We start from the raw sequence: 25,216 nt of genomic DNA, 5'->3' as shown, positions 1-25,216 counted from the left end.
TCATATCCGTTAATTTTTTCAGTAACAGACGTCCATAATAAACTTTGAAATCAAAGATTATATATGATGAAAATTGATTTGCATATGCATATGCACTACTAATTATGTAACTCATCCTACAAAGTGAAGGTGTTGGTCTCCGTTGAAGGCAGTAACGTTACGGGTCAAGGCTTTTTGCAAGCCGGTTGCTAACGCAGGTTGCTGAGCTATTGTGAGTTCAGTTAGATGCCTGATTCATTCGATGGCGACCGAACACCGAGTCTGTGATGTGTATCTTATGACCAGTTTTATTATGACTGTTTGCGCATTTGGTATCATACAGATTGATTTTGTGTGAAAATTCAGCAATATTTGTTGTTTTTTAGGGTTCCAGAAAATGATTGACACATCGTCAGCAATTCAGAAAGAAGTTATATATGAAGACCAAAATATTATTGTTCTTCACAAGAAAGGTAATAGTGACTTTATTTTATGCACCTTTGGGGATATGGTCACTCTGGCGCAAGGGGATAAGATTTACGCTGAGAAAGCTATCTATAAAATGGATTGTGCTGCAATAGGATTCATGGCAAAAAACGCTAATTGGTTTCCACAAGATTCAGTGATTAAAGCCATCAAAAGAATTGAAGATATTATTTCGAATAATAAATCCATAATTTCTTATGGCGGTTCGATGGGGGGATACGCTGCAATAAAATATTCTAAGCTATTAGGAGCGTCAAGGACAATAGCATGCTGCCCACAGTGGTCGATTGACCCAAAAGAATGCAGTGGGGTGAAAAATGGATATGAACGGTACTTCACTGATTCTTTGAGTGATATGGGGATTAAATCCGAGGATGTTTCCGGTGATGTGTTTATTCTTTACGACCCACATCATGGTATTGATTCATATCATTTTAATAATATTAAGAGTAAATCGGAGAAAGTGGTAGGGGTGCATGTTCCATTTGTCGGTCATGACGTTACAACTGTCATGGCTGGAACTGAAAATCTGCGCGGGATGATTGAATCCGCCAAGTCTCTTGATGTAAATAATTTTGTTAAAATAATCAGAAATGCAAGAAAAAATAACTCTCGCAGATATGAATATGTGCTCAAAAAAAGCGCAGTACGTCACCCATACATTTCTGCGAAGATTATTTTATTGGGTAAAAAGAGGACTCTGAATGAGTTAAACGTGCTTAACAAGGCAATTTCTATTCTTGTACGATCCGGGAAGTTAGAAAGAGCGCTTGAGATTGCACGCCTCTCAATGTCTTTCGTAGACTCTGATAAACAAGTTTTTATTAAAGAAATTGTTACGGCTATTGAGTTGCTGTCGTTTAAGGAGCCGAAACAAATAACCACATCCCATAATACTGTTTTGTTCTATAACTCATTAACATCCACGCTTAGGCATGAAAAAGAAGAATCCGTCATGTTGATGACAAGAATTCTTCGAAAGGTCTATACATTTAGTCAGGGTGGTGATGAGTATCTTGTGATAAGGCATGAAGGGCGTTATCATTTTATAGATTGGGTTGGCGGTAGTGTTTTTCTAAATAAAAGTAAGTCAGAAAGATCAATAAAAAAACAACCTTTAGATAATGGGAAGTGTTGCTTTACCCATGGTGGGAAATACATGTGCGCAGAGAATGATGGCTTGATAGTTATAAATAGAAATACAGTTAGCGCCTGGGAAAGCTTCTTGAATTAGTCGAAACGTAGAAGGGGAGCTGCAGGCAGGAGGCACTCCCGGGTGATGATGAATCGGGTGATGTGTTCGGGGTGATCACCTACATCATCAATGATGCGCGGACCGGTGAGCTCGACGACTGCCCTGTGATGTAACAGAAGATGTTAACCATCAGATCGCTTGCTGACGATTTCAATGCCACAGTGTAATATGCATGCCAGTCGTTGATGGGGTAGTTACTGTGGAATGTCCACCGCTGTGTCCATCAAGAAGATTAAATCCGCATAGCGAGTTAATAAATTCATATTTATGAAGAACATAAGAAATTTCTCCATCATTGCTCACATCGACCACGGTAAGTCGACGCTGTCTGACCGTATTATCCAAATTTGCGGCGGCTTGTCCGATCGCGAAATGGAAGCGCAGGTTCTTGATTCCATGGATCTTGAACGTGAACGCGGTATTACCATCAAGGCGCAGAGCGTTACGCTGGACTTTAAAGCGTCCGATGGCGAAACCTATCAGCTGAACTTTATCGATACTCCTGGTCACGTTGACTTCTCCTACGAAGTTTCCCGTTCGCTGGCCGCCTGCGAAGGCGCCTTGCTGGTGGTGGATGCAGGCCAGGGGGTAGAAGCGCAGACACTGGCAAACTGCTATACGGCCATGGAAATGGATCTGGAAGTGGTACCGGTACTGAATAAAATCGACCTGCCCGCAGCCGATCCGGAACGTGTTGCTGAGGAAATTGAAGATATCGTCGGTATCGATGCCACAGACGCGGTGCGTTGCTCAGCGAAAACCGGCGTGGGTGTTGTGGATGTCCTCGAACGTCTGGTGCGCGAAATTCCGGCTCCGGAAGGTGATCCGGATGCACCGTTACAGGCTCTGATTATTGACTCCTGGTTCGATAACTACCTGGGCGTTGTGTCGTTGATCCGTGTGAAAAACGGTACGCTGCGTAAAGGCGATAAAGTCAAAGTGATGAGTACCGGCCAGGTCTATAACGCTGACCGTCTGGGTATATTCACACCGAAACAGGTTGATCGTACTGAACTGAACTGCGGCGAAGTAGGCTGGCTGGTTTGTGCCATTAAAGACATCCTCGGCGCGCCGGTGGGCGATACTCTGACGCTGGCGCGAAATGCGGCTGACAAAGCGCTGCCTGGCTTTAAAAAGGTCAAACCACAGGTTTATGCAGGTCTGTTCCCGGTGAGTTCTGACGATTACGAAAACTTCCGTGACGCGCTCGGCAAGCTTAGCCTGAACGATGCATCTCTGTTCTACGAACCGGAAAGCTCCACTGCACTGGGCTTCGGCTTCCGCTGCGGCTTCCTCGGCCTGCTGCACATGGAGATCATTCAGGAGCGTCTGGAGCGGGAGTACGATCTCGATCTGATCACCACCGCGCCGACGGTAGTTTACGAAGTGGAAACCACGTCGAAAGAGACTATCTACGTCGACAGTCCGTCCAAGTTGCCGCCGCTGAACAATATTTATGAGCTGCGTGAACCGATTGCTGAGTGTCATATGCTGCTGCCACAGGAGTTCCTGGGCAACGTTATCACGCTCTGCATTGAGAAACGTGGTGTGCAGACCAACATGGTTTACCACGGTAACCAGGTGGCGCTGACTTATGAAATCCCGATGGCGGAAGTGGTGCTCGACTTCTTCGACCGTCTGAAGTCTACCTCCCGTGGCTATGCATCACTGGATTACAACTTCAAACGCTTCCAGGCTTCCAACATGGTACGTGTGGATGTGCTGATCAACGGTGAGCGCGTTGATGCGCTGGCATTGATCACCCATAACGACAATGCACCATACCGCGGTCGTGAACTGGTTGAGAAGATGAAAGACCTCATCCCGCGTCAGCAGTTCGATATCGCGATTCAGGCGGCCATTGGTAACCACATCATTGCCCGTTCGACGGTAAAACAGCTGCGTAAAAACGTTCTGGCAAAATGCTATGGCGGTGACGTTAGCCGTAAGAAAAAACTGCTGCAGAAACAGAAAGAAGGTAAGAAACGTATGAAGCAGGTCGGCAACGTTGAGCTGCCGCAGGAAGCGTTCCTTGCCATTCTGCATGTCGGTAAAGACGGCAAATAACCCTTAAGGAGTTGGCATGGCGAACATGTTTGCCCTGATCCTGGTCATTGCGACCCTGGCGACGGGATTTTTATGGTGCCTGGATAAGTTTATTTTTGCACCCAAACGCCGTGAGCGTCAGGCTGTTGCACAACTGGCAACAGGTGATGCCCTTGATAATAAAACGCTGAAAAAGGTCGCCCCGAAACCGGGCTGGCTGGAAACGGGCGCCTCGGTATTTCCGGTGCTGGCGATTGTGCTGGTGGTACGTTCGTTTATTTATGAACCCTTCCAGATCCCGTCAGGTTCAATGATGCCAACGCTGCTGATTGGTGATTTTATTCTGGTTGAGAAGTTTGCCTATGGCATTAAAGATCCGATTTACCAGAAAACCCTGATCGAAACGGGGCACCCGAAACGCGGTGATATTGCGGTATTCAAGTATCCTGACGATCCGCGTCTTGATTACATCAAACGTGTTGTTGGCTTGCCGGGCGATAAGGTGAGTTACGATCCGGTCGCCAAGCAGGTTACCGTTCAGCCGAAATGCAGCTCCGGGCAGGCCTGTGATAACGCGTTGCCGATTACTTACAGCAATGTTGAACCGAGCGATTTCGTGCAAACTTTTGGTCGCCGCACGGGCGGGGAAGCCAGCAGTGGATTCTTCCAGGTACCGAAAAACGAAACGCGTGATGATGGGGTGCGCCTGAGCGAGCGGAAAGAGACGCTGGGTGATGTTACGCACCGCATTTTAACGGTGCCGATTGCTCAGGATCAGTTAGGTATGTATTACAAGCAGCAGGGCCAGCCGCTGGCGACGTGGATTGTTCCGCCGGGTCATTACTTCATGATGGGCGATAATCGCGATAACAGTGCTGACAGCCGCTACTGGGGTTTCGTACCGGAAGCAAATCTGGTGGGCAGAGCTACCGCAATCTGGATGAGTTTTGAAAAACAAGAAGGTGAATGGCCAACCGGCGTGCGCTTAAGCCGCATTGGTGGCATTCATTAATTCAACGGGGTGCGGACAGAATATCCGCACCCCGAATTATTTCCGCGATAAATCCGTTCAGACTAACGACATCCCCTGTCGTTGCGTATAGAATGTTCCCCCGAAGTTTCAGGCTGGCTCCTCAGGGCGCCACAGCACACGAAACCGCGTTGGTTCTTACACTTCATCATGCGTGCCACTCATTAAAAGCGGCCACCAGACGATGATATGTACTTTCAGGTCGGTTTCGTGTGCTGCATTGTTGACGCATTTATCTATTGGTATCGCATGAACCCCATCGTAATAAATCGGCTTCAGCGGAAGCTGGGCTACACTTTTCATCATCAGGAGCTGTTGCAGCAGGCATTAACGCATCGCAGTGCCAGCAGCAAGCATAACGAGCGTCTCGAATTCTTAGGCGACTCCATTCTAAGTTTTGTGATTGCCAATGCGCTATATCACCGTTTCCCGCGTGTGGATGAAGGTGATATGAGCCGTATGCGTGCAACGCTGGTCCGTGGGAACACGCTGGCAGAAATCGCCCGTGAGTTTGAACTGGGTGAATGTCTGCGCTTAGGGCCTGGTGAACTGAAAAGCGGTGGTTTTCGTCGAGAATCTATTCTGGCCGATACCGTAGAAGCCTTGATCGGTGGGGTATTCCTCGACAGCGATATTCAGACTGTAGAGAAACTGATTCTGAACTGGTATCAAACGCGTCTGGACGAGATCAGTCCGGGCGACAAACAAAAAGATCCGAAAACCCGTTTGCAGGAATTTTTGCAGGGTCGCCACCTCCCGCTGCCGTCATATCTGGTGGTACAGGTGCGTGGTGAAGCACACGATCAGGAATTCACTATCCACTGCCAGGTCAGTGGCCTGAAAGAACCGGTAGTAGGCACAGGTTCAAGCCGCCGTAAGGCAGAGCAGGCCGCAGCCGAACAGGCGCTGAAAAAACTGGAGCTGGAATGAGCACTGAAACTGAAAAAACATATTGTGGATTTATCGCCATCGTTGGTCGCCCCAACGTGGGTAAATCCACCCTGCTGAACAATCTGCTCGGGCAGAAGATTTCCATTACCTCGCGCAAAGCGCAGACCACGCGTCACCGCATTGTGGGTATTCACACCGAAGGGGCTTACCAGGCCATCTACGTCGACACACCCGGTCTGCACATGGAAGAAAAGCGTGCGATTAACCGCCTGATGAATAAAGCGGCGAGCAGCTCGATTGGTGATGTTGAACTGGTCATTTTCGTCGTGGAAGGGACACGCTGGACGCCTGACGACGAAATGGTGCTGAACAAACTGCGCGACGGTAAAGCGCCGGTTATCCTGGCTATCAACAAAGTCGATAACGTGCAGGAAAAGGCCGATTTGCTGCCGCATCTGCAGTTCCTCGGCAGCCAGATGAACTTCCTCGACATCGTCCCCATCTCTGCTGAGACCGGTTTTAACGTTGATACGATTGCCAGCATCGTGCGCAAGCATCTGCCGGAAGCGGTTCACCATTTCCCGGAAGATTACATCACTGACCGCTCTCAGCGTTTTATGGCGTCCGAGATCATTCGTGAAAAGCTGATGCGTTTTCTGGGCGCTGAACTGCCGTACTCCGTTACCGTCGAAATTGAGCGTTTCATTACCAACGAACGCGGCGGTTACGATATCAATGGATTGATCCTCGTTGAGCGAGAAGGGCAGAAGAAGATGGTGATTGGCAACAAAGGGGCCAAGATTAAAACCATCGGTATCGAAGCGCGTAAAGATATGCAGGAGATGTTCGAAGCCCCGGTTCACCTGGAACTGTGGGTGAAAGTCAAATCGGGCTGGGCCGACGACGAGCGTGCGCTGCGTAGTCTCGGCTACGTTGACGATCTCTAAGAGTTGATACTCTATGGATTTTAAGTTGCAGGAAGGCGGCAAGACCGTGAATTCCCTGGAGCTTACATCGGTAAGTGACTGGGGGGAGAGGGCGCAGCTAACGCGTCTGCAGCTTGAAAGACGACGAGTATGATGGAGGGCTGGCAGCGCGCATTCGTACTGCATAGTCGTCCCTGGAGCGAAACCAGCTTAATGCTGGACGTCTTCACGGAAGAGTCGGGTCGCGTGCGCCTGGTCGCTAAAGGCGCACGTTCAAAACGTTCCAACCTGAAAGGCGCGCTACAGCCTTTTACTCCCCTGCTGGTACGTTTCGGTGGGCGCGGCGAGGTTAAAACGCTGCGCAGCGCTGAAGCCGTCTCTCTGGCACTTCCCCTCTCAGGGATCACGCTTTACAGCGGTCTGTATGTTAACGAGCTTCTTTCACGCGTTCTTGAACATGAGACTCGCTTCTCTGAACTTTTCTTCGATTATCTGCACTGTATCCAGGCGCTGGCTGGCGCAATCGGGACGCCAGAGCCGGTTTTACGTCGTTTTGAACTCGCCCTGCTGGGGCACCTCGGGTATGGCGTGGATTTTCTGCACTGCGCAGGCAGCGGTGAGCCTGTTGACGACACCATGACTTACCGTTATCGCGAAGAGAAGGGGTTTATTGCCAGCGTGGTGGTGGATAACAGCACATTTACCGGGCGGCATTTGCGTGCGCTGGCCGAACGCGAATTTCCTGATATGGATACACTCAGGGCGGCGAAACGCTTTACCCGCATAGCGTTAAAGCCGTATCTTGGGGGCAAACCGCTCAAGAGCCGGGAACTGTTTCGTCAGTTTATGCCGAAACGTTAACGGAGCCGAATTTCCGACTCGCTTTCACCTTTGTGCCCATGAGCTGAAGGGCGGAGTGAGAAGAACGTAAAGACGAACGAAAAAGAGAACGAGGATTGTGATGGCTGAATTACTGTTAGGCGTCAACATTGACCATATTGCCACCCTGCGCAATGCGCGCGGTACGGCGTATCCGGACCCGGTACAGGCGGCATTTATCGCTGAACAGGCCGGTGCGGATGGCATTACCGTTCATTTGCGTGAAGACCGCCGCCATATCACTGACCGCGATGTCCGCGTGCTGCGTCAGACCCTGGACACGCGTATGAACCTCGAAATGGCCGTCACAGAAGAGATGCTCCGGATCGCCGTCGAAACGAAGCCGCACTTCTGTTGCCTGGTGCCGGAGAAACGCCAGGAGGTGACTACCGAAGGTGGTCTGGATGTGGCCGGACAGCTCGACAAAATGCGTGATGCCTGCGCGCGTCTGGCAGATGCCGGGATTCTGGTCTCGCTGTTTATTGACGCCGATTTCGGGCAGATCAAAGCGGCTGCCGATGTTGGCGCACCCTATATCGAAATTCACACCGGTTGCTATGCCGACGCGAAAAACGAAGCGGAACAGACAAAAGAGCTGGAACGCATCGCTAAAGCGGCGACCTATGCGGCAAGCCTCGGCCTGAAAGTCAATGCCGGGCACGGTCTCACCTACCATAACGTGCAGGCTATCGCACGCCTGCCGGAAATGCATGAACTGAACATTGGCCATGCCATTATTGGTCGTGCGGTGATGAGTGGCCTTAAAGAGGCGGTTGCAGAAATGAAACGCCTGATGGTGGAAGCGCGGAAGTAATGGCTATTCTTGGTATTGGCACAGATATCGTCGAAATTGAGCGTATTGAAGCGGTCATTGCCCGTAGCGGCGATCGCCTGGCAAAGCGCGTATTAAGCGACAACGAATGGGCCATCTGGGAGAGGCATCAGCAACCGGTGCGTTTCCTGGCCAGGCGCTTTGCCGTCAAAGAAGCGGCGGCAAAAGCGTTTGGAACGGGTATTCGCAATGGACTCGCGTTTAACCAGTTTGAAGTGTTCAACGACGATCTGGGCAAACCCTGTCTGCGATTGTGGGGGGAAGCGCTAGTGCTTGCGGAAAAAATGGGTGTAGCGCACATGCATGTCACGCTGGCAGATGAGCGCCGCTATGCCTGCGCGACGGTGATTATCGAAAGTTAAGCACCTTGCTGTAGGGCGTTACTGGCGATGTCAATCTGAACCCGTAGAGCGTGGCCTGTATTCAGGTACATGAGAATTACGGCCACAGCCGGGCCCTAAATGAGAGGTAAAATAGCCCTGGGCCAGATGCTAGATCTTGTCGGCGTGGTGAATTGACACAAACTTGTCCCACAACTGCTCTTCGCTTTCAACATGTGCCGGATCTTTCAAAATAGTATTGGGGATCGGGCACACTTTCTGGCAGGTTGGGGTGTCGTAATGTCCAATACATTCCGTGCAGCGCTCGCTGTTAATCTCATAAATGCTGTCGCCCATCGAAATGGCCTCATTCGGGCATTCAGGCTCGCACATATCGCAATTGATGCATTTTTTGGTGATTAACAGCGCCATCAGGAAAATCTCAGAAACCTCACACAAACAGGGCGGGCATTATACGATCATTCCCTGATCAAACCAGTTTTTTTACCAGCTCCTCGCTATGACGAATACGCTCCGGCGCATGTTCCAGATCGCGCTGAACCAGTGCCATAAATAACAGATCGGTGAGCATTGTTTGGGCGCTGGTTGATGAGATGGCGGCACTGCGGGTCGCCTGCTCTTCGGCAATCGTATACAGACAGTGGCTGGCGCGCTGTTGCAGGGCGTTAGGGGTGAAACCAGTGATCGCCAGTATTCGTCCACCGGCGCGCAGCATTTCATCCGCGGCCATATTGATCTCGCGGCGCTCACCGGAATAAGAGATCGGCAACAGCAGATCTTGCGGATCCGTCGCCTGCACCGTGGCCAACAGGGCATGCATATCCTGCTCAACCACAGCATTCAGACCGATTTTCATCAGTTTCCAGCCAAAATTACGTGCCACCAGGCCGGATGCACCAATCCCGGTCAAAATAATACGTCTTGCCGCCAGCAGCATCTCCACGCTTTGCCGTAGCTTTTCTTCGCTATTTACATCCAGAGTGGCGCGCATGGCGCTCAGATTCTCATTGATCAGCTTTTCGCCAACAATGCGAAGCGTATCGTCACCGAGGATCTGGTTGTGCACGGTGATGGACAGGGGATTCGGGCTGCTGGCGAGTGCCTCGCTGATCGCCAGTTTCAGTGCCGGAAAACCTTTGAATCCCAGCTTTTGGGCGAACTTCACCACGCTTGACTGGCTAACGCCCGCCTCCAGAGCCAGTTGCTGGGAGCTTAAATGGCGAGCGCGATCGGGCTCCGCCAGCAAGAAATCCGCCAGCTTCTTATCGCTCTGGGCAAATCCGGCATAACGCTGGCGAATGCTAAGTAAACAGTTCATAAGGTCTCCTGAGGCAAAATGTGACCACAATTACAAATACGCATTTCACGCAGGTGAATGAATTTTATATTCTACATCTTGCTATTATTATGAATAAAAAATTCCTTAGGAGCAAAAATGAATCTTGGCGCACTGGTTTCCGAGACACGCAATCCACAAACCATGGATTTAGACGCATTAACAACCATTGAGTTAGTTAACCGTTTTAACCAACAGGATACGCTGGTCGCACAGGCAGTAAAAGCCACCTTACCGGAAGTTGCAAAGGCGGTGGATGCGGCGGCGCAGGCGTTGAAAGCGGGCGGCAGAATTATCTACATGGGAGCAGGTACCAGTGGGCGACTTGGCGTGCTGGACGCCTCTGAATGTCCGCCGACCTTTGGCGTGCCGCATGGCCTGGTGGTCGGGCTGATTGCCGGTGGGCCGGGGGCATTGCTCAAAGCCGTCGAAGGGGCGGAAGACAATGCACAGCTCGGCGAGGATGATTTGAAAGCACTCTCACTCAACGCCGCAGATCTGGTGGTGGGGCTGGCGGCCTCTGGCCGCACCCCTTATGTCATCGGTGGCCTGAAATACGCCAGTGCCGTGGGCTGCACCACCGTGGCGGTCTCCTGTAACCCGGATTCACCGATTGCCCATGAAGCGGATATTGCTATTTCGCCGGTGGTTGGCCCGGAGGCGCTCACCGGCTCCACGCGTCTGAAATCGGGGACTGCGCAGAAGCTGGTACTCAATATGATTTCCACCGGGGCGATGGTGAAATTTGGCAAGGTTTATCAAAACCTGATGGTTGATATGAAAGCGACCAATGTCAAGCTGGTGGACCGCGCCTGTCGCATGGTGGTTGAGGCGACGGGTGTCACGCGCGACGTCGCGGAAAAAGTGCTCAGACAGACCGATTTCGAGGTCAAGCCTGCGATTTTGATGGTATTAACCGGACTTGATGCATCTGCGGCCCGCGCGAAACTGGCGGCTCATCAGGGCTTTTTACGGGCGGCGTTAGAAAACTAAAGAGGCGTGTGTATGGACAAAACAGCAGCGCTCGCCAGCGCCATCCTCAACGGTGTTGGCGGGAAGGGTAATATTCAGCGTCTTGAGAACTGCATGACCCGTGTGCGCGTCGAGCTTTTCGATGACGCGAAGCTGGACCTTGCCGCCACAAAACAGTTTCCTGGGATTAGCGGCTACGTCAAACAGGGCCAACAGCATCAGTTTATTGTGGGACCGGGTAAGGCTGCGCAGGTGGTGGATGCAATGCGTTCGCACATGATCGGAGGGGAACCTGCGCAAGATTATGTCGAGCACAATAAGGCACAGGCGAAGACCAAATACAAAGCGCCGATGAGTGATGCGCTGCGTAAACTGGCAAACGTCTTTATTCCGCTGATCCCGGCATTTATCGCCTCGGGGCTCATCACGGGTATTATCAATATCCTCAAACGTCCGGATATCGTCGGCGATTTTGCAACACAATATCCGAATATGCTCGGTTTGCTGGCCATTTTTGGCAGCGCCGTGTTTGCCATCATGAATATCCTGGTGGGCGTGAATACAGCGAAGGTATTTGGCGGCTCGCAGGCGCTGGGTGGGGTAATGGCCGGTATCCTCTCCAGCCCTCAGCTTGCGCAAATTACCCTGTTTGGCGAGGCGCTACAGCCTGGCCGGGGTGGGGTTATCGCAGTGTTACTGGTCGTGGCATTAATGTGCTGGATTGAGAAAAAATTTCGCGACATTCTGCCCGGCTCGATCGAGCTTATCCTTAACCCGTTGCTGACCACGCTCATTGCGGGAACAGTGGCGATTATTGCCCTACAACCTCTGGGCGGCGTGATTTCTGAGGGCATCGCCCACGGCGCTTCCTGGGCGATTGATCGCGGCGGACTGCTGGTCGGGGCGATCCTCGCCGGGGCATTTCTGCCACTCGTGCTTACCGGGCTCCATCAGGGACTGGTGCCCATCCATGTAGAGCTGGTACAGGCGCACGGTTATAACGCCCTGTTCCCGATTCTGGCCATGGCGGGAGTCGGGCAGGTGGGAGCGGCGATTGCGGTGCTGATGAAAACCCGTAATGCCCGTCTTAAGAAGGTGATAAAAGGGGCACTACCAGTTGGGTTGCTGGGAATTGGCGAACCATTGATTTTCGGTGTGACCCTGCCGCTGGGAAAACCTTTTCTTGGCGCCTGTCTGGGGGGCGCCGTGGGCGGTGCGCTGATCAGCTACTGGAAAGTGGCGACGGTTATCACTTTCGGCATCTCCGGATTACCGCTTGCGTTAACCATTGTTACCGGAAAAGTGATGCTCTATCTGTTAGGCTATTTGGTAGCAGTGATAGCCGGGTTCCTGTTTACCTGGCTGTTGGGTTTCACGGATCCTGAGGAGTAACAATTGGCTACCAGCGAGCGTCGCATTGTTTTTTTTGATCTTGATGGCACCTTACATCAGCAGGATATGTTCGGCACATTCCTGCGCTACGTGTTACGCCATCACCCTCTGAATGCCTTGCTGGTTCTGCCTTTACTGCCCGTTATTGGCGTCGCCCTGTTAGTTAAAGGGCGCGCCGCACGCTGGCCAATGAGTCTGCTGTTATGGGGATGTACTTTCGGTCACAGCGAAACCCACCTTAAGCGGCTTGAGCAGAAGTTTGCTACCTGGTTTCGCGGCCATGTCACGGCATTTCCGGTGGTGCAAGAACGACTCACTAACTACCTGCTGGCCTCTGATGCTGATATCTGGCTTATCACCGGTTCGCCGCAGCCGCTGGTAGAACAGGTCTATTTTGATACCCCCTGGCTGCCGCGAGTGAACATTATTGCCAGCCAAATCGAACGCCGCTACGGTGGGTGGGTGCTCACACTGCGCTGTCTGGGCCATGAAAAGGTCGCTCAACTTGAGCGCAAAATTGGCACGCCGCTGCGTCTGTACAGTGGTTATAGCGACAGCAAGCAGGACAACCCGCTGCTCTATTTTTGCCAGCATCGCTGGCGGGTGACGCCGCGTGGACAGCTCCAGCAACTGGAATGAGCGTGTGCAACACATAACGGCTGTGTATAATGCGCCCCGCTTGTTAACTGGAGTATCCCCCTTTGTCCAATCCTGAACTCAACCACGACTACTGGATGCGCCATGCGTTAGCGCTGGCAAAACGCGCGTGGGAAGAAGGCGAAGTGCCGGTTGGCGCGGTGCTGGTCCGTAATAATGAGGTTATTGGTGAAGGCTGGAACCGTCCAATTGGCCGCCACGATCCTACCGCGCACGCGGAAATTATGGCCCTGCGTCAGGGCGGGATGGTGTTACAAAACTACCGCCTGATCGAGACAACTTTGTACGTTACGCTTGAACCCTGCGTCATGTGCGCCGGAGCAATGGTGCACAGCCGTATCGGACAGCTTGTATTCGGTGCGCGCGATGCAAAAACCGGAGCGGCAGGGTCCCTGATGGATGTGCTGCATCACCCGGGCATGAATCATCGGGTTGAGATTATCGAAGGGGTGTTACGCGATGAGTGCGCCGCAATGCTAAGCGACTTTTTCCGTCAGCGTCGGCTGGAGAAAAAGGCTCAGAAAAAAGGGCCGGAGCCGCTTATTTAGCCGCGCCCGGCACCTGCACCACCAGTTTATCCGGTACAATCAGCGGATTGCGGGGGAAGGCTTCGCCTGGCGTAAAGGAACTAAAGGGCATAATACCGTAAGGCGCGCGATTGAATTCGTCTGCCGCCACCGCCGGATACCCCTGCGCCAGCTGTGATTTCTTTGCCGCCTCTTTCTCTTTTTCCAGCAAGTACCCCACCAGGCTGATTTCGTATTTACGGATATTTTCCACGTAGGCATAAGCTTCATGCCCACGCGCATAGCCATAGGTGAGTTTGCTGTAATAGGGCTTTTGACTCAGCAGCGGCAAGCGCTGCTTTACGTCCGCCCAGCTGTCCGGGTTGCCTTTCGTTTTCACCGTGAGTGAACGAGCGTCCAGCATGTGCGCATAACCCATGTTATAGGCAGCCAGCGCAAACCAGATACGCTCGTCCTGGGGGACACTGTCAGGCACTTTATCCATCATATCCTGCAGATAGCGCGCACCGCCGCTGATACTTTGCTCGGCATCCGTGCGGTCGCTCAGTCCCAGACTTTGTGCGGTATTACGGGTCAGCATCATCAGCCCGCGTACGCCAGTGGGGGAGGTTGCCTGTGTATCCCAGTGGGATTCCTGGTACGAAATTGCAGCCAGCAGACGCCAGTCAATATCCTGCGCATATTTTGCAAACAGCGGCTGGAGATCGGGCAGAACGCTGTCCACCGCGCGTAAGAAGGTGCGCGTGTCGACGTAATCAAAATCATCGCCATGTCCGAGGTATTTCTCTTCCAGCCGTGCCAGTGTCCCGTCTTCATTAATGTTATTGAAAAAATCGAGCATAGCTGCCGACAGCGTATTGTCGTCGTCGCGGCGGCTAAACCAGGTTACCGGCTGCTCATCGCTGATATCGAGGGCGACGGCCAGCTCGGGATGGACGCGCTGGAACAGACTCACGGCGACCGAATCCGCTACGGTATAGCTAAGTTTGCCGTTCACCACCTCTTCAAGCAGATTGTTGGTGCCTGCCTTGTCATCCACCTTCCAGCTCAGATCCGGGAACTTCTTCTCTTTAAGTTCGCGCAAATCGTTGAGCGCCACATGTCCCGCGGCAATGGTGAGCTGGGTGTCGTTAACGGTGGCCAGGCTGCGTGGGCGGTAGCTACCGACGCGGTAAACCAGTTGCTGCGATACCCAATAGTAAACCGGGCCCGTCTGGTAGTTTTTGAGGCGCTCGTTGTTATAAACCAGGCCGGCTGCCAGCATATCGGCATTGTCGTGATCAAGATCGTCAAAAATCTGGCTGATATTCTGGCGTACGGTCACTTTCAGTTTAACGCCAAGATAACTGGCGAACTGTTGGGCGAGCTCGTAATCAAGCCCGTACGGTTTATTTTCGATACTGGCATACGTCAAAGGGGACGCAATAGTGCTTATGCGAAGCTCGCCCCGCGCCTTGATGGCCGCAACGCGGTTGTCGGCTTTGCCGAACCAGGGGATAGAAGGCCACAGGGCCGCTGCCAGCAGCAGGGTGACGATGCCGATAAGCAGATAATTAATCTTAAATTTTTTCAATTAGTTAATTCTCTGCGCCGTGCGATGCCTCAATAAATAGCCGCCATAAATACAAGGGTGTTTACCGGTCGTTGAGCGGCATTTTGCGCAACAAAACGTCAGTTGGCAACTAATTAGCGAAGCCGCTAAGGTTTGCTGCTAAATGGCACACATGATTTTATTTCGACGCAAACGGTTTCGTCACCGCTCAGGATTCTCTATAATGACGCCCGTTTTCCCCCTGATGCACACTTAAAGCTTCGAAGACGAGAGACTTATGATGGAAATTCTGCGTGGTTCGCCTGCACTGTCCGCATTTCGTATCAACAAACTGCTGGCGCGTTTTCAGGCAGCCCGGCTCCCGGTGAGCAATATTTACGCTGAGTATGTCCATTTTGCCGATGTGAACGATCGGCTGAACGAGGAAGAGCTCACGCGGCTGCAACGCCTGCTGAAATATGGTCCGAACTTAAGCAGCCATACCCCGTCCGGAAAATTACTTCTCGTTACGCCCCGTCCTGGCACCATCTCCCCCTGGTCTTCTAAAGCAACGGATATCGCGCACAATTGCGACCTTGGCAAAATCAATCGCCTGGAGCGCGGTGTAGCGTACTACGTCGACGCCCCGACCCTGACAGAAGAGCAATGGGCAAGCGTGGCGGCTGAACTGCATGACCGCATGATGGAGACCGTATTTACCGCCGAAGCGGATGCAGCACGTCTGTTTGAACATCATCAGCCTGCGCCGGTGCAAAGTGTGGATCTGTTGGGCGAAGGGCGCCAGGCGCTGATTGACGCTAACGTGCGTCTCGGTCTGGCACTGGCGGAAGACGAAATTGACTATCTGCAGGATGCGTTTAGCCGTCTTGGACGCAACCCGAATGATATCGAACTTTACATGTTTGCTCAGGCGAACTCCGAACACTGCCGTCATAAAATTTTTAACGCCGACTGGGTGATTGACGGCGAACAGCAACCAAAGTCGCTGTTCAAAATGATCAAAAATACCTTCGAGAAAACCCCGGACTATGTGCTGTCTGCCTATAAAGACAACGCGGCGGTGATGGAAGGTTCTGAGGTCGGGCGTTTCTTCGCCGACCACGAGAATGGTCGCTATGACTTCCATCAGGAAGCGGCGCACATTCTGATGAAAGTGGAAACCCATAACCACCCGACAGCGATTTCTCCGTGGCCGGGCGCAGCAACGGGTTCCGGTGGTGAAATTCGTGATGAAGGGGCGACCGGACGCGGCGCGAAGCCAAAAGCAGGCCTGGTGGGCTTCTCCGTTTCTAACCTGCGTATTCCGGGGTTTGAGCAGCCATGGGAAGAAGATTTCGGTAAACCGGAGCGCATCGTTTCCGCGCTGGATATCATGACCGAAGGCCCGCTGGGTGGCGCGGCGTTTAACAACGAATTTGGCCGTCCTGCACTGACCGGTTACTTCCGTACTTACGAAGAGAAAGTAAACAGCCACAATGGTGAAGAGCTGCGTGGCTACCACAAACCGATCATGCTGGCAGGCGGGATCGGCAACATCCGCGCCGATCATGTCCAGAAAGGCGAGATCACCGTTGGCGCGAAACTGATCGTACTTGGCGGCCCGGCGATGAACATCGGTCTGGGCGGTGGCGCTGCCTCCTCCATGGCTTCCGGTCAGTCTGACGCGGACCTCGATTTCGCCTCCGTTCAGCGTGACAACCCGGAAATGGAACGTCGTTGTCAGGAGGTGATTGACCGTTGCTGGCAATTGGGCGATGCCAACCCGATTCAGTTTATCCATGACGTCGGTGCGGGCGGCCTGTCTAACGCCATGCCGGAACTGGTGAGCGATGGCGGACGCGGCGGTAAATTCCAGCTGCGCGATATCCTGAGCGACGAGCCGGGTATGAGTCCGCTGGAAATCTGGTGTAACGAATCCCAGGAACGCTATGTCCTGTCCGTTGCGGCCGATCAATTACCGCTGTTTGATGAACTTTGCCGCCGTGAACGCGCCCCGTACGCGGTAATTGGTGAAGCCGTGGCAGAGCAACATCTGACCATGAGTGACAGCCACTTCGACAACCAGCCGATCGATTTGCCGCTGGATGTGCTGCTGGGTAAAACCCCGAAAATGACCCGCGACGTGCAGGCACGTAAAGCTGCCGGAGAGGCTATCGATTCACGCAATATTTCCATTGCCGACGCGGTAAATCGCCTACTGCATCTGCCCGCCGTCGCTGAAAAAACCTTCCTGGTGACCATCGGCGACCGTACCGTAACCGGTATGGTGTCGCGCGATCAGATGGTCGGTCCGTGGCAGGTGCCTGTTGCTAACTGTGCGGTGACCACCGCCAGCCTGGACAGCTACTATGGTGAAGCGATGTCTATCGGCGAGCGTGCTCCGGTCGCCCTGCTGGACTTCGCGGCCTCCGCCCGACTGGCAGTTGGTGAGTCCCTGACCAACATGGCGGCAACGCAAATCGGCGAACTCAACCGCATCAAGCTCTCGGCAAACTGGATGGCCGCGGCTGGTCATCCGGGCGAAGACGCCGGTTTGTACGACGCGGTGAAAGCCGTGGGTGAAGAGCTCTGCCCGGCGCTGGGTCTGACCATTCCGGTGGGTAAAGACTCCATGTCGATGAAAACCCGCTGGCAGGAAGGTAACGAGCAGCGCGAGATGACCTCGCCGCTGTCGCTGGTAATCACCGCCTTTGCCCGTGTGGAAGATGTGCGTCGCACCGTGACACCGCAGCTCTCTACCGAAGACAATGCCCTGCTGTTGATTGATCTGGGTAAAGGCCACAACGCGCTGGGCGCAACCGCGCTGGCGCAGGTTTACCGCCAGTTGGGTGATAAAACTGCCGATGTGCGTGATGTACAGCAACTGAAAGGCTTCTGGAATGCGATGCAGGCGCTGGTGGCTGATGGCAAACTGCTGGCCTGGCATGACCGTTCCGACGGCGGTCTGCTGGTGACGCTGGCCGAAATGGCGTTTGCCGGTCACTGCGGTGTGAATGTGGATATTGCGACCCTGGGGAATGATCATCTGGCCGCGCTGTTTAACGAAGAACTGGGTGGCGTGATTCAGGTTCGTGCAGCGGACCGCGAAGCGGTGGAAGCCCTGCTGGCCTCTCATGGTCTGGCGGATTGCGTTCACTATCTTGGCCAGGCCACGGCGAGCGATCGTTTTGTGGTTGAAGCCGCAGGTCAGACCGTGTTCAGCGAAAGCCGTACCACCCTGCGTATGTGGTGGGCCGAGACTACCTGGCAGATGCAGCGTCTGCGTGACAACCCGGAATGTGCTGACGAAGAGCATCAGGCGAAAGCCAACGATAACGATCCGGGTCTGAACGTGAAACTGTCGTTTGATATCAATGAAGATATCGCGGCGCCATACATCGCAACCGGCGCGCGCCCGAAAGTGGCGGTGCTGCGCGAGCAGGGCGTTAACTCCCACGTGGAGATGGCGGCGGCGTTTTACCGTGCAGGCTTCGATGCCATTGATGTGCATATGAGTGACCTGCTTGCTGGGCGTACTGGTCTGGAAGATTTCCAGGCGCTGGTTGCCTGTGGTGGCTTCTCTTATGGCGACGTGCTGGGAGCGGGTGAAGGCTGGGCAAAATCGATTCTGTTCAATAACCGCGTGCGTGATGAGTTTGAAACCTTCTTCCACCGTCCGCAGACGCTGGCGCTGGGCGTGTGTAACGGCTGCCAGATGATGTCTAACCTGCGTGAACTGGTGCCGGGCAGCGAACTGTGGCCACGCTTTGTGCGTAACCACTCTGACCGCTTCGAAGCGCGTTTCAGTCTCGTTGAAGTCACCCAAAGCCCGTCTCTGCTGCTGCAGGGGATGGTCGGTTCACAAATGCCTATCGCGGTTTCCCACGGTGAAGGTCGTGTAGAAGTGCGTGATGATGTCCATCTGGCTCAACTCGAAAGCAAAGGCCTGGTGGCGCTGCGTTTTGTCGATAACTTCGGCAAAGTGACCCAGGCCTACCCGGCTAACCCGAACGGTTCGCCAAACGGTATTACCGCGGTAACCAACGAAAGCGGCCGCGTGACGCTGATGATGCCGCATCCGGAACGTGTATTCCGTACGGTTTCTAACTCCTGGCATCCGGAAAACTGGGGCGAGGATAGTCCGTGGATGCGTATTTTCCGCAACGCGCGTAAGCAGTTAGGCTAACTTACCGCTACTGATTGATCTGACATATGAAAAGCTCTCCTGATGGGGAGCTTTTTTTATTTGTGACGCCCCGCATGAACGTGTGTCGGGAAAGTGCGACAAAGCTACAGTTATGATGTCTCCAAATGGAGACACTTAAGTGGTTGATTTATATAGATGATGGGCTGGAGTGCACAGGGTGTTGCTAATTGGAGACACTTAGCGTGAAAATCATTCAACCACTATCTAATACTTTTTAATGATAAATTTCATGTATTTCAGTCGGTTAATATTTTGTTTTGCGTTTTGGCATAAGTGTTGCATAATAATAACCAGTGGCTCATTCACCCTCTTATGTCAGCCCCTTCGGGACGTGCTACATAAACTTCGAATGACGCACTTAAAGGTGCCTGCCGTCCAACTGCTGATAAAAGTTCGCTTTTTCAGATATCGGGCGAAACGTCGAGTTAGGCACCGCCTAATTTCAAAACAAAGCCGGGTTTATACCCGGCTTTGTTTTTTCTGGCTTCCCCGTAGCACATTACTCAGCTAGCATCCTGTTAAACCCGATTTGCGAGAGTATTGCGTTGAAACGCTGGCCCATTTTTCCCCGCTCCCTACGCCAGGTCGTTATGATGGCGTTCTTACTGATCTTACTGCCTTTATTGGTGCTTGCCTGGCAGGCATGGCAAAGCCTGAATGCCCTCAGCGCTCAGGCGGCACAAACGAACCGAACCACACTTATCGATGCGCGACGTAGCGAGGCGATGACCAATGCCGCGCTTGAGATGGAACGCAGTTACCGTCAGTACTGTGTGCTGGACGATTCAACCCTGGCAAAGGTGTATCAGAGCCAACGTAAACGCTATAGCGAGATGCTGGACGCGCATGCCGGGGTGTTGCCGGATGAAAAACTCTACCAGGCGTTGCGTCAGGATCTGAACGATCTCGCGCAGTTACAGTGCAAAAACAGTGGCCCTGGCGCAGAGGCCTCCGCGCGGCTCGAAGCTTTTGCAGCGGCAAACACCGAGATGGTGCAGTCAACACGGCAGGTAGTGTTCTCCCGCGGCCAGCAGTTGCAGCAGGAAATTGCCGAGCGCGGTCAGTTCTTCGGCTGGCAGGCACTGGTGCTGTTTCTGCTTAGTCTGGCTATGGTACTGCTGTTTACGCGGATGATTATCGGCCCGGTGAAGGGTATTGAACGGATGATCAACCGGTTAGGGGAAGGGCGCTCGCTTGGGCATACGGTTGTCTTTAAAGGTCCGCGTGAGTTGCGCTACGTAGGGGAGCGCATCATCTGGCTGAGTGAACGTCTTTCCTGGCTAGAATCACAGCGTCATCAATTTTTACGCCATATCTCTCATGAGCTGAAAACTCCGCTGGCAAGTATGCGTGAAGGAACCGAACTGCTTGCCGATCAGGTCGTCGGCCCATTAACGGCGGAGCAGAAAGAGGTGGTGGCTATCCTTGATGACAGCAGCCGTAATCTGCAAAAACTGATTGAACAGTTACTCGATTACAACCGGAAACTGGCGGATGGCGCGGTTGAGCTGGAAGACGTAGAAATCGAGCCGCTGCTGGATATGGTTCTTACCGCTCATAGTTTGCCCGCGCGAGCTAAAATGATGCATACCGAGGTTGTGCTGGATGCGGCTTCCTGCTGGTCTGAGCCGATGCTGTTGATGAGCGTGCTGGATAATCTTTATTCGAACGCGGTGCACTATGGGGCTGAATCCGGTAACATTTATATTCACAGCTATCTTGCAGGCTCGCGGCTGCGTATTGAGGTATCCAATACCGGTACGCCGATACCTGAGGCGGAACGCAGTATGATTTTTGAACCCTTTTTCCAGGGGAGCCATCAGCGAAAAGGCGCGGTGAAGGGGAGTGGTCTTGGGTTAAGTATCGCCAGAGACTGCATTCGCCGTATGCACGGTGAGTTGCATCTGGTGGACGTCGATCATGCAGGTGTCTGTTTTCGCATTGAGCTACCGCTTAATGCGTCGGAAAAATCTAACAAATGAAGCGAAATCAGGTGAGTATGTCGCACGTTTTTTCCCGCGTGGCTGGCGCGGTGTTGTTGCCTAAAAAAATGCTTCGTGCATTACCCTGCCTGCTGCTGGCAGGTTGTGTATCCCAGACGCCTGAGCATGCTGTACATGAACAATTTGAAGAGCAACTCCCGGAACATCAACTGGCCGATTTCCTGCTCACGGATTGTGGCAATATCTGGTCATTAACTGGCCAGGCTTTCGATACCAACCCGTTATTCTGGCTGCGCAGTATGGATTGCGCCGGACGGCTGGCGCCAGCAGAAGCGCGTGCTGAGGCTCGCGCCTGGCCCGACGATACATGGCAGGACGCCTTCAGGCGCGGCATTTTGCTGTCGAGTGCGAAAATTACTCCACTGGAACGGCGTGAGAATATCACGCGTCTTGATGTGTTAAGCCCGAAAATTCCCGCACCTGTCCGTCCGCTTTATCAGCTCTGGCGTGACGGTCAAACATCACAACTCCAGCTGGCGGAAGAGCGTGGCCGCTATGGCAAACTCCAGCAATCGACGGATGCCGAGCTGGATACGCTGCGACAGCAGCAACAATTCCTGCGTGAGCAACTGGAAACGACCACGCGCAAACTGGAAAACCTGACCGATATAGAACGCCGGCTCTCCAGCCGCAAACCGGCAGGCAATGATCTACCGGATAGCGCACGCCCCACAAGGAACGAAACGAAACAAGAGGACGCGAAACCATGACCAGCCGAAAACCTGCCCATCTGCTGCTGGTGGATGACGATCCGGGCCTGTTAAAACTGCTCGGTTTGCGCCTGACCAGTGAAGGATACAGCATCGTCACCGCCGAGAGCGGGCAGGAGGGGCTTCGCGTTCTGGCTCGTGAGAAAGTTGACCTGGTCATAAGCGACCTGCGCATGGATGAGATGGACGGGATGCAGCTGTTCACTGAGATCCAGAAGGTGCAGCCGGGTATGCCCGTTATCATTCTCACCGCGCACGGTTCCATTCCGGATGCCGTCGCCGCGACGCAGCAGGGGGTATTCAGCTTCCTGACAAAACCAGTTGATAAAGATGCGTTATACAAGGCGATTGATGAGGCGCTGGAGCACTCTGCGCCCGCCTCAGACGATCAATGGCGCGATACGATCATTACCCGCAGCCCGGTCATGCTGCGCCTGCTTGAGCAGGCAAGAATGGTGGCACAGTCTGATGTTAGCGTGCTGATTAATGGCCAGAGCGGAACGGGGAAAGAGATCCTGGCGCAGGCGATCCATAATGCCAGCCCGCGCAGTAAAAATGCTTTTATTGCTATCAACTGTGGCGCGTTACCGGAGCAGTTGCTGGAATCTGAACTCTTTGGCCATGCGCGCGGTGCCTTTACCGGCGCGGTCAGCAGTCGTGAAGGTCTCTTCCAGGCGGCAGAGGGCGGTACGCTGTTTCTTGATGAAATCGGCGATATGCCCATTCCACTGCAGGTTAAACTGCTGCGCGTGTTGCAGGAACGCAAAGTCCGGCCGCTTGGCAGCAACCGTGACATCGATATCAATGTGCGGATTATCTCCGCGACACACCGCGATCTGCCCAAAGCGATGGCGCGCGGTGAGTTTCGTGAAGATCTCTTTTATCGCCTGAATGTGGTTAACCTCAAAATCCCTGCCCTGGCCGAACGTGCGGAGGATATCCCGTTGCTGGCCAACCATCTGCTGCGCCAGGCGGCTGACAGGCATAAACCGTTTGTGCGCGCTTTTTCTACCGATGCGATGAAACGGCTGATGACCGCAGGCTGGCCGGGTAACGTGCGTCAACTGGTCAATGTCATTGAGCAATGCGTAGCGCTGACCTCATCGCCGGTGATCAGCGACGCGCTGGTGGAGCAGGCCCTGGAAGGGGAGAACACAGCCCTGCCAACGTTTGTGGAAGCGCGAAATCAATTTGAGCTCAATTACCTGCGCAAGCTGCTGCAAATCACCAAAGGTAACGTCACCCATGCGGCGAGAATGGCCGGGCGCAACCGTACTGAATTTTACAAATTGCTCTCGCGCCATGAACTCGATGCCAACGACTTTAAAGAGTAATGGCGTAGCGAATATGGTAGTGTGAGCAACCGATTACGAAGTAGCTCACTGGCAAGCGTTTTTAAGGACCAACCATGAAAAAGATTGATGCGATTATTAAACCTTTCAAACTGGATGACGTGCGTGAAGCGCTGGCCGAAGTCGGCATTACCGGGATGACGGTGACCGAAGTGAAAGGTTTTGGTCGCCAGAAAGGCCATACCGAACTGTACCGTGGTGCAGAATACATGGTGGACTTTCTGCCGAAAGTAAAAATCGAAATCGTTGTTACCGATGATATCGTTGAGACCTGTGTGGACACCATTATCCGCACGGCGCAGACCGGTAAAATCGGCGACGGTAAGATTTTTGTCTTTGATGTCGCCCGCGTGGTACGTATTCGTACTGGCGAAGAAGACGACGCGGCTATCTGATTTTCGTCCTCACCCCCCGCGGGGTGAGGCTATTCTCCCGGTCTTTACAACACTTTGTGCGGGCCAAAGCATTCGTAATGAATGTTCTCTGACTTTATCCCCAGCCCGACCAGTTGTTTCGCGGCAAACTGCATAAACGCCACCGGGCCGCAGAGATAGAACTGCATGGCCGGATCGCTGAATGCCGACTCCAGCTTACTCAGCTCCATCAGTCCTTCACTGTCAAAGGCCTGCGCCTGTTTATCTAAATGGGTTGGCGCGCGGTACCAGACATGCGAAGTGACGCGCGGCAGTTTGCTGCTCAGGGTTTTCACCTCGCTGGCGAAGGCGTGAACGTCGCCATTTTCCGCTGCATGGAACCAGTTTACCTGCGCTTTATGTCCTGCTCTGGCGAGCGTATCCAGCATCGCCAGCATCGGGGTCTGACCAACGCCTGCGGAGATGAGCGTAACCGGGGTATTGTTCCCGACATCCATAAAGAAATCGCCTGCTGGAGCTGCCAGATGTACCACATCACCGACTTGCGCGCGCTGATGCAGCCAGGTTGATACCTGCCCGCGGTCTTCGCGTTTTACCGCAATACGATAATGCTTACCGTCAGGGGCGTGGGTCAGGGAGTACTGGCGAATTTCCTGCCAGACAAACTCTTCCGGTTTCAGCCAGATGCCGATGTATTGCCCAGGGCGGAAATCAGCCACGGGCTGCCCATCCACAGGGGAGAATACAAAGCTGGTGATTAACGCGCTTTGTTCGGTTTTTTCCACCAGACGAAACGGGCGCGTCCCTTCCCAGCCGCCCGCTTTGCGCGCATTTTCATTATACAGTTGCGCTTCCCGCTGGATGAAAACACCGGCGAGCACGCCATAGGCTTTACCCCATGCGTCAAGAACGTCCTGCCCTGGGCTGAACATCTCATCAAGGGTGGCCAGTAAGTGATGGCCGACAATATCGTACTGCGCAGGCTGGATCTGAAAACTGGTGTGTTTTTGGGCAATCTTTTCGACCGCAGGCAATAACGCGGCGAGGTTATCAAGGTTACTTGCGTAGGCTGCGATGGCGTTAAACAAGGCTTCGCGCTGATCGCCGTTACGCTGATTGCTCATATTGAAAATATCTTTGAGTTCCGGATTGTGCGTAAACATCCGGTCATAAAAATGGGCGGTCAATTTTGGACCGGTTTCCAGCAGCAGGGGAATGGTGGCTTTCACCGTTGCGATGGTTTGAACGTCAAGCATGGCGGCTTCCTGTTTGGTTATCTATAAGATGTATTCTAAATGCATCTTATAGTCGCGAAAGCGGTGTTGTAAAGGGGGGAGCGGCTGTCACAAGGAATTTCAAACGTGAAGAAGTTGCATCACAAACGTGAAAAGAATTCCATTGCAACGGTAAAGTGCATTATCTCTCAAACCCTTGCCTGGCGCGGAGCCAATCGTTTGCGTAAAAACCTTTGTCAAGACCTGTTATCGCGA

The 25,216-nt window shown here is 53.2% G+C and carries 21 protein-coding genes and 1 pseudogene; 18 read left to right on the top strand and 4 right to left on the bottom strand.

Annotated elements, in window-relative coordinates; genetic code table 11:
- Positions 1–376 precede the first annotated feature (376 nt).
- From AAIG39_RS15990 to acpS, 9 genes and pseudogenes are all read left to right on the top strand, one after another.
- A complete protein-coding gene (locus AAIG39_RS15990) occupies positions 377–1,699 on the top strand; it encodes a hypothetical protein (protein ID WP_343194255.1) in 1,323 nt (440 codons plus the stop codon).
- A gap of 23 nt (positions 1,700–1,722) precedes the next feature.
- Positions 1,723–1,833 (top strand): annotated as a pseudogene (locus tag AAIG39_RS25710) (HumD family translesion DNA polymerase); the annotation flags it as partial.
- A 154-nt stretch (positions 1,834–1,987) separates the two neighbouring features.
- Positions 1,988–3,787 carry a translation elongation factor 4 gene (lepA, locus tag AAIG39_RS15985; RefSeq protein WP_090086100.1) on the top strand — a complete coding sequence of 600 codons (1,800 nt, stop codon included), beginning with the start codon at positions 1,988–1,990 and terminating at the stop codon, positions 3,785–3,787.
- A 16-nt stretch (positions 3,788–3,803) separates the two neighbouring features.
- Positions 3,804–4,778, top strand: coding sequence for a signal peptidase I (gene lepB, locus AAIG39_RS15980; RefSeq protein WP_343194254.1), 975 nt, complete (start codon positions 3,804–3,806; stop codon positions 4,776–4,778).
- Positions 4,779–5,045: 267 nt separating this feature from the next.
- A complete protein-coding gene (gene rnc / locus AAIG39_RS15975) occupies positions 5,046–5,726 on the top strand; it encodes a ribonuclease III (protein WP_039079783.1) in 681 nt (226 codons plus the stop codon).
- Complete coding sequence (era, locus tag AAIG39_RS15970) at positions 5,723–6,634, top strand: GTPase Era (protein WP_090086103.1); 912 nt, start codon at positions 5,723–5,725, stop codon at positions 6,632–6,634. The genes rnc and era overlap by 4 nt, the downstream gene beginning before the upstream one ends.
- A 132-nt stretch (positions 6,635–6,766) precedes the next feature.
- Complete coding sequence (gene recO / locus AAIG39_RS15965) at positions 6,767–7,474, top strand: DNA repair protein RecO (RefSeq protein WP_193796309.1); 708 nt, start codon at positions 6,767–6,769, stop codon at positions 7,472–7,474.
- Positions 7,475–7,574: 100 nt separating this feature from the next.
- On the top strand, positions 7,575–8,306 hold the full coding sequence (gene pdxJ / locus AAIG39_RS15960; RefSeq protein WP_343194253.1) for a pyridoxine 5'-phosphate synthase: 732 nt from the start codon (positions 7,575–7,577) through the stop codon (positions 8,304–8,306).
- Positions 8,306–8,686, top strand: coding sequence for a holo-ACP synthase (gene acpS / locus AAIG39_RS15955; protein WP_343194252.1), 381 nt, complete (start codon positions 8,306–8,308; stop codon positions 8,684–8,686). The genes pdxJ and acpS overlap by 1 nt, the downstream gene beginning before the upstream one ends.
- A gap of 129 nt (positions 8,687–8,815) precedes the next feature.
- Here acpS and AAIG39_RS15950 read toward each other — a convergent pair whose 3' ends face one another.
- Together AAIG39_RS15950 and AAIG39_RS15945 are read right to left on the bottom strand one after the other, a co-directional pair.
- Positions 8,816–9,076, bottom strand: coding sequence for a YfhL family 4Fe-4S dicluster ferredoxin (locus AAIG39_RS15950; protein WP_090086390.1), 261 nt, complete (start codon positions 9,074–9,076; stop codon positions 8,816–8,818).
- 58 nt (positions 9,077–9,134) lie between these two features.
- Positions 9,135–9,983 carry a MurR/RpiR family transcriptional regulator gene (locus AAIG39_RS15945; protein WP_249569611.1) on the bottom strand — a complete coding sequence of 283 codons (849 nt, stop codon included), beginning with the start codon at positions 9,981–9,983 and terminating at the stop codon, positions 9,135–9,137.
- A gap of 117 nt (positions 9,984–10,100) precedes the next feature.
- On the opposite strand from AAIG39_RS15945, the gene murQ reads away from it, so the two are divergent.
- The 4 genes from murQ to tadA all read left to right on the top strand — a co-directional run bounded on the left by murQ (position 10,101) and on the right by tadA (position 13,570).
- On the top strand, positions 10,101–10,994 hold the full coding sequence (gene murQ / locus AAIG39_RS15940; protein ID WP_343194251.1) for an N-acetylmuramic acid 6-phosphate etherase: 894 nt from the start codon (positions 10,101–10,103) through the stop codon (positions 10,992–10,994).
- Positions 10,995–11,006: 12 nt separating this feature from the next.
- On the top strand, positions 11,007–12,365 hold the full coding sequence (locus AAIG39_RS15935) for a PTS transporter subunit EIIC (protein ID WP_343194250.1): 1,359 nt from the start codon (positions 11,007–11,009) through the stop codon (positions 12,363–12,365).
- Positions 12,366–12,368: 3 nt separating this feature from the next.
- Positions 12,369–13,004 (top strand): phosphatidylglycerophosphatase C, encoded by a 636-nt coding sequence (gene yfhb, locus AAIG39_RS15930; RefSeq protein WP_085005419.1) that lies wholly within the window; start codon positions 12,369–12,371, stop codon positions 13,002–13,004.
- A gap of 95 nt (positions 13,005–13,099) precedes the next feature.
- Positions 13,100–13,570 (top strand): tRNA adenosine(34) deaminase TadA, encoded by a 471-nt coding sequence (gene tadA / locus AAIG39_RS15925; RefSeq protein ID WP_425503332.1) that lies wholly within the window; start codon positions 13,100–13,102, stop codon positions 13,568–13,570.
- Here tadA and mltF read toward each other — a convergent pair.
- Positions 13,563–15,122 (bottom strand): membrane-bound lytic murein transglycosylase MltF, encoded by a 1,560-nt coding sequence (mltF, locus tag AAIG39_RS15920; RefSeq protein ID WP_090086119.1) that lies wholly within the window; start codon positions 15,120–15,122, stop codon positions 13,563–13,565. The two genes, tadA and mltF, sit on opposite strands and share 8 nt — an antisense overlap.
- A gap of 256 nt (positions 15,123–15,378) precedes the next feature.
- On the opposite strand from mltF, the gene purL reads away from it, so the two are divergent.
- The 5 genes from purL (at position 15,379) to glnB (ending at position 23,747) form a co-directional block, all read left to right on the top strand.
- Positions 15,379–19,266 carry a phosphoribosylformylglycinamidine synthase gene (gene purL, locus AAIG39_RS15915; RefSeq protein ID WP_343194249.1) on the top strand — a complete coding sequence of 1,296 codons (3,888 nt, stop codon included), beginning with the start codon at positions 15,379–15,381 and terminating at the stop codon, positions 19,264–19,266.
- A 566-nt stretch (positions 19,267–19,832) separates the two neighbouring features.
- Entirely contained in the window at positions 19,833–21,269 is a 1,437-nt protein-coding gene (qseE, locus tag AAIG39_RS15910) for a two component system sensor histidine kinase QseE/GlrK (RefSeq protein WP_343194248.1), read from the top strand.
- The gene (gene qseG, locus AAIG39_RS15905) at positions 21,266–22,000 is read left to right on the top strand and encodes a two-component system QseEF-associated lipoprotein QseG (protein WP_090086123.1); all 735 of its coding nucleotides are present in this window, start codon (positions 21,266–21,268) and stop codon (positions 21,998–22,000) included. Before qseE ends, qseG begins: the two co-directional genes overlap by 4 nt.
- On the top strand, positions 21,997–23,334 hold the full coding sequence (glrR, locus tag AAIG39_RS15900) for a two-component system response regulator GlrR (RefSeq protein WP_047369260.1): 1,338 nt from the start codon (positions 21,997–21,999) through the stop codon (positions 23,332–23,334). The genes qseG and glrR overlap by 4 nt, the downstream gene beginning before the upstream one ends.
- A 74-nt stretch (positions 23,335–23,408) precedes the next feature.
- Positions 23,409–23,747: a nitrogen regulatory protein P-II gene (gene glnB, locus AAIG39_RS15895; RefSeq protein ID WP_024549981.1), complete on the top strand. Its 339-nt coding sequence runs from the start codon at positions 23,409–23,411 to the stop codon at positions 23,745–23,747.
- Positions 23,748–23,791: 44 nt separating this feature from the next.
- On the opposite strand, the gene hmpA is transcribed toward glnB, so the two are convergent.
- Complete coding sequence (hmpA, locus tag AAIG39_RS15890) at positions 23,792–24,982, bottom strand: NO-inducible flavohemoprotein (RefSeq protein WP_343194247.1); 1,191 nt, start codon at positions 24,980–24,982, stop codon at positions 23,792–23,794.
- Between the last annotated feature and the right edge of the window lie 234 nt (positions 24,983–25,216).

The sequence above is a fragment of the Phytobacter palmae genome, from assembly GCF_039409775.1.
GTDB lineage: Bacteria > Pseudomonadota > Gammaproteobacteria > Enterobacterales > Enterobacteriaceae > Phytobacter > Phytobacter palmae.
Note: the sequence above shows the minus strand (reverse complement) of the source record. Positions and strands in the feature narration are given on the sequence as shown.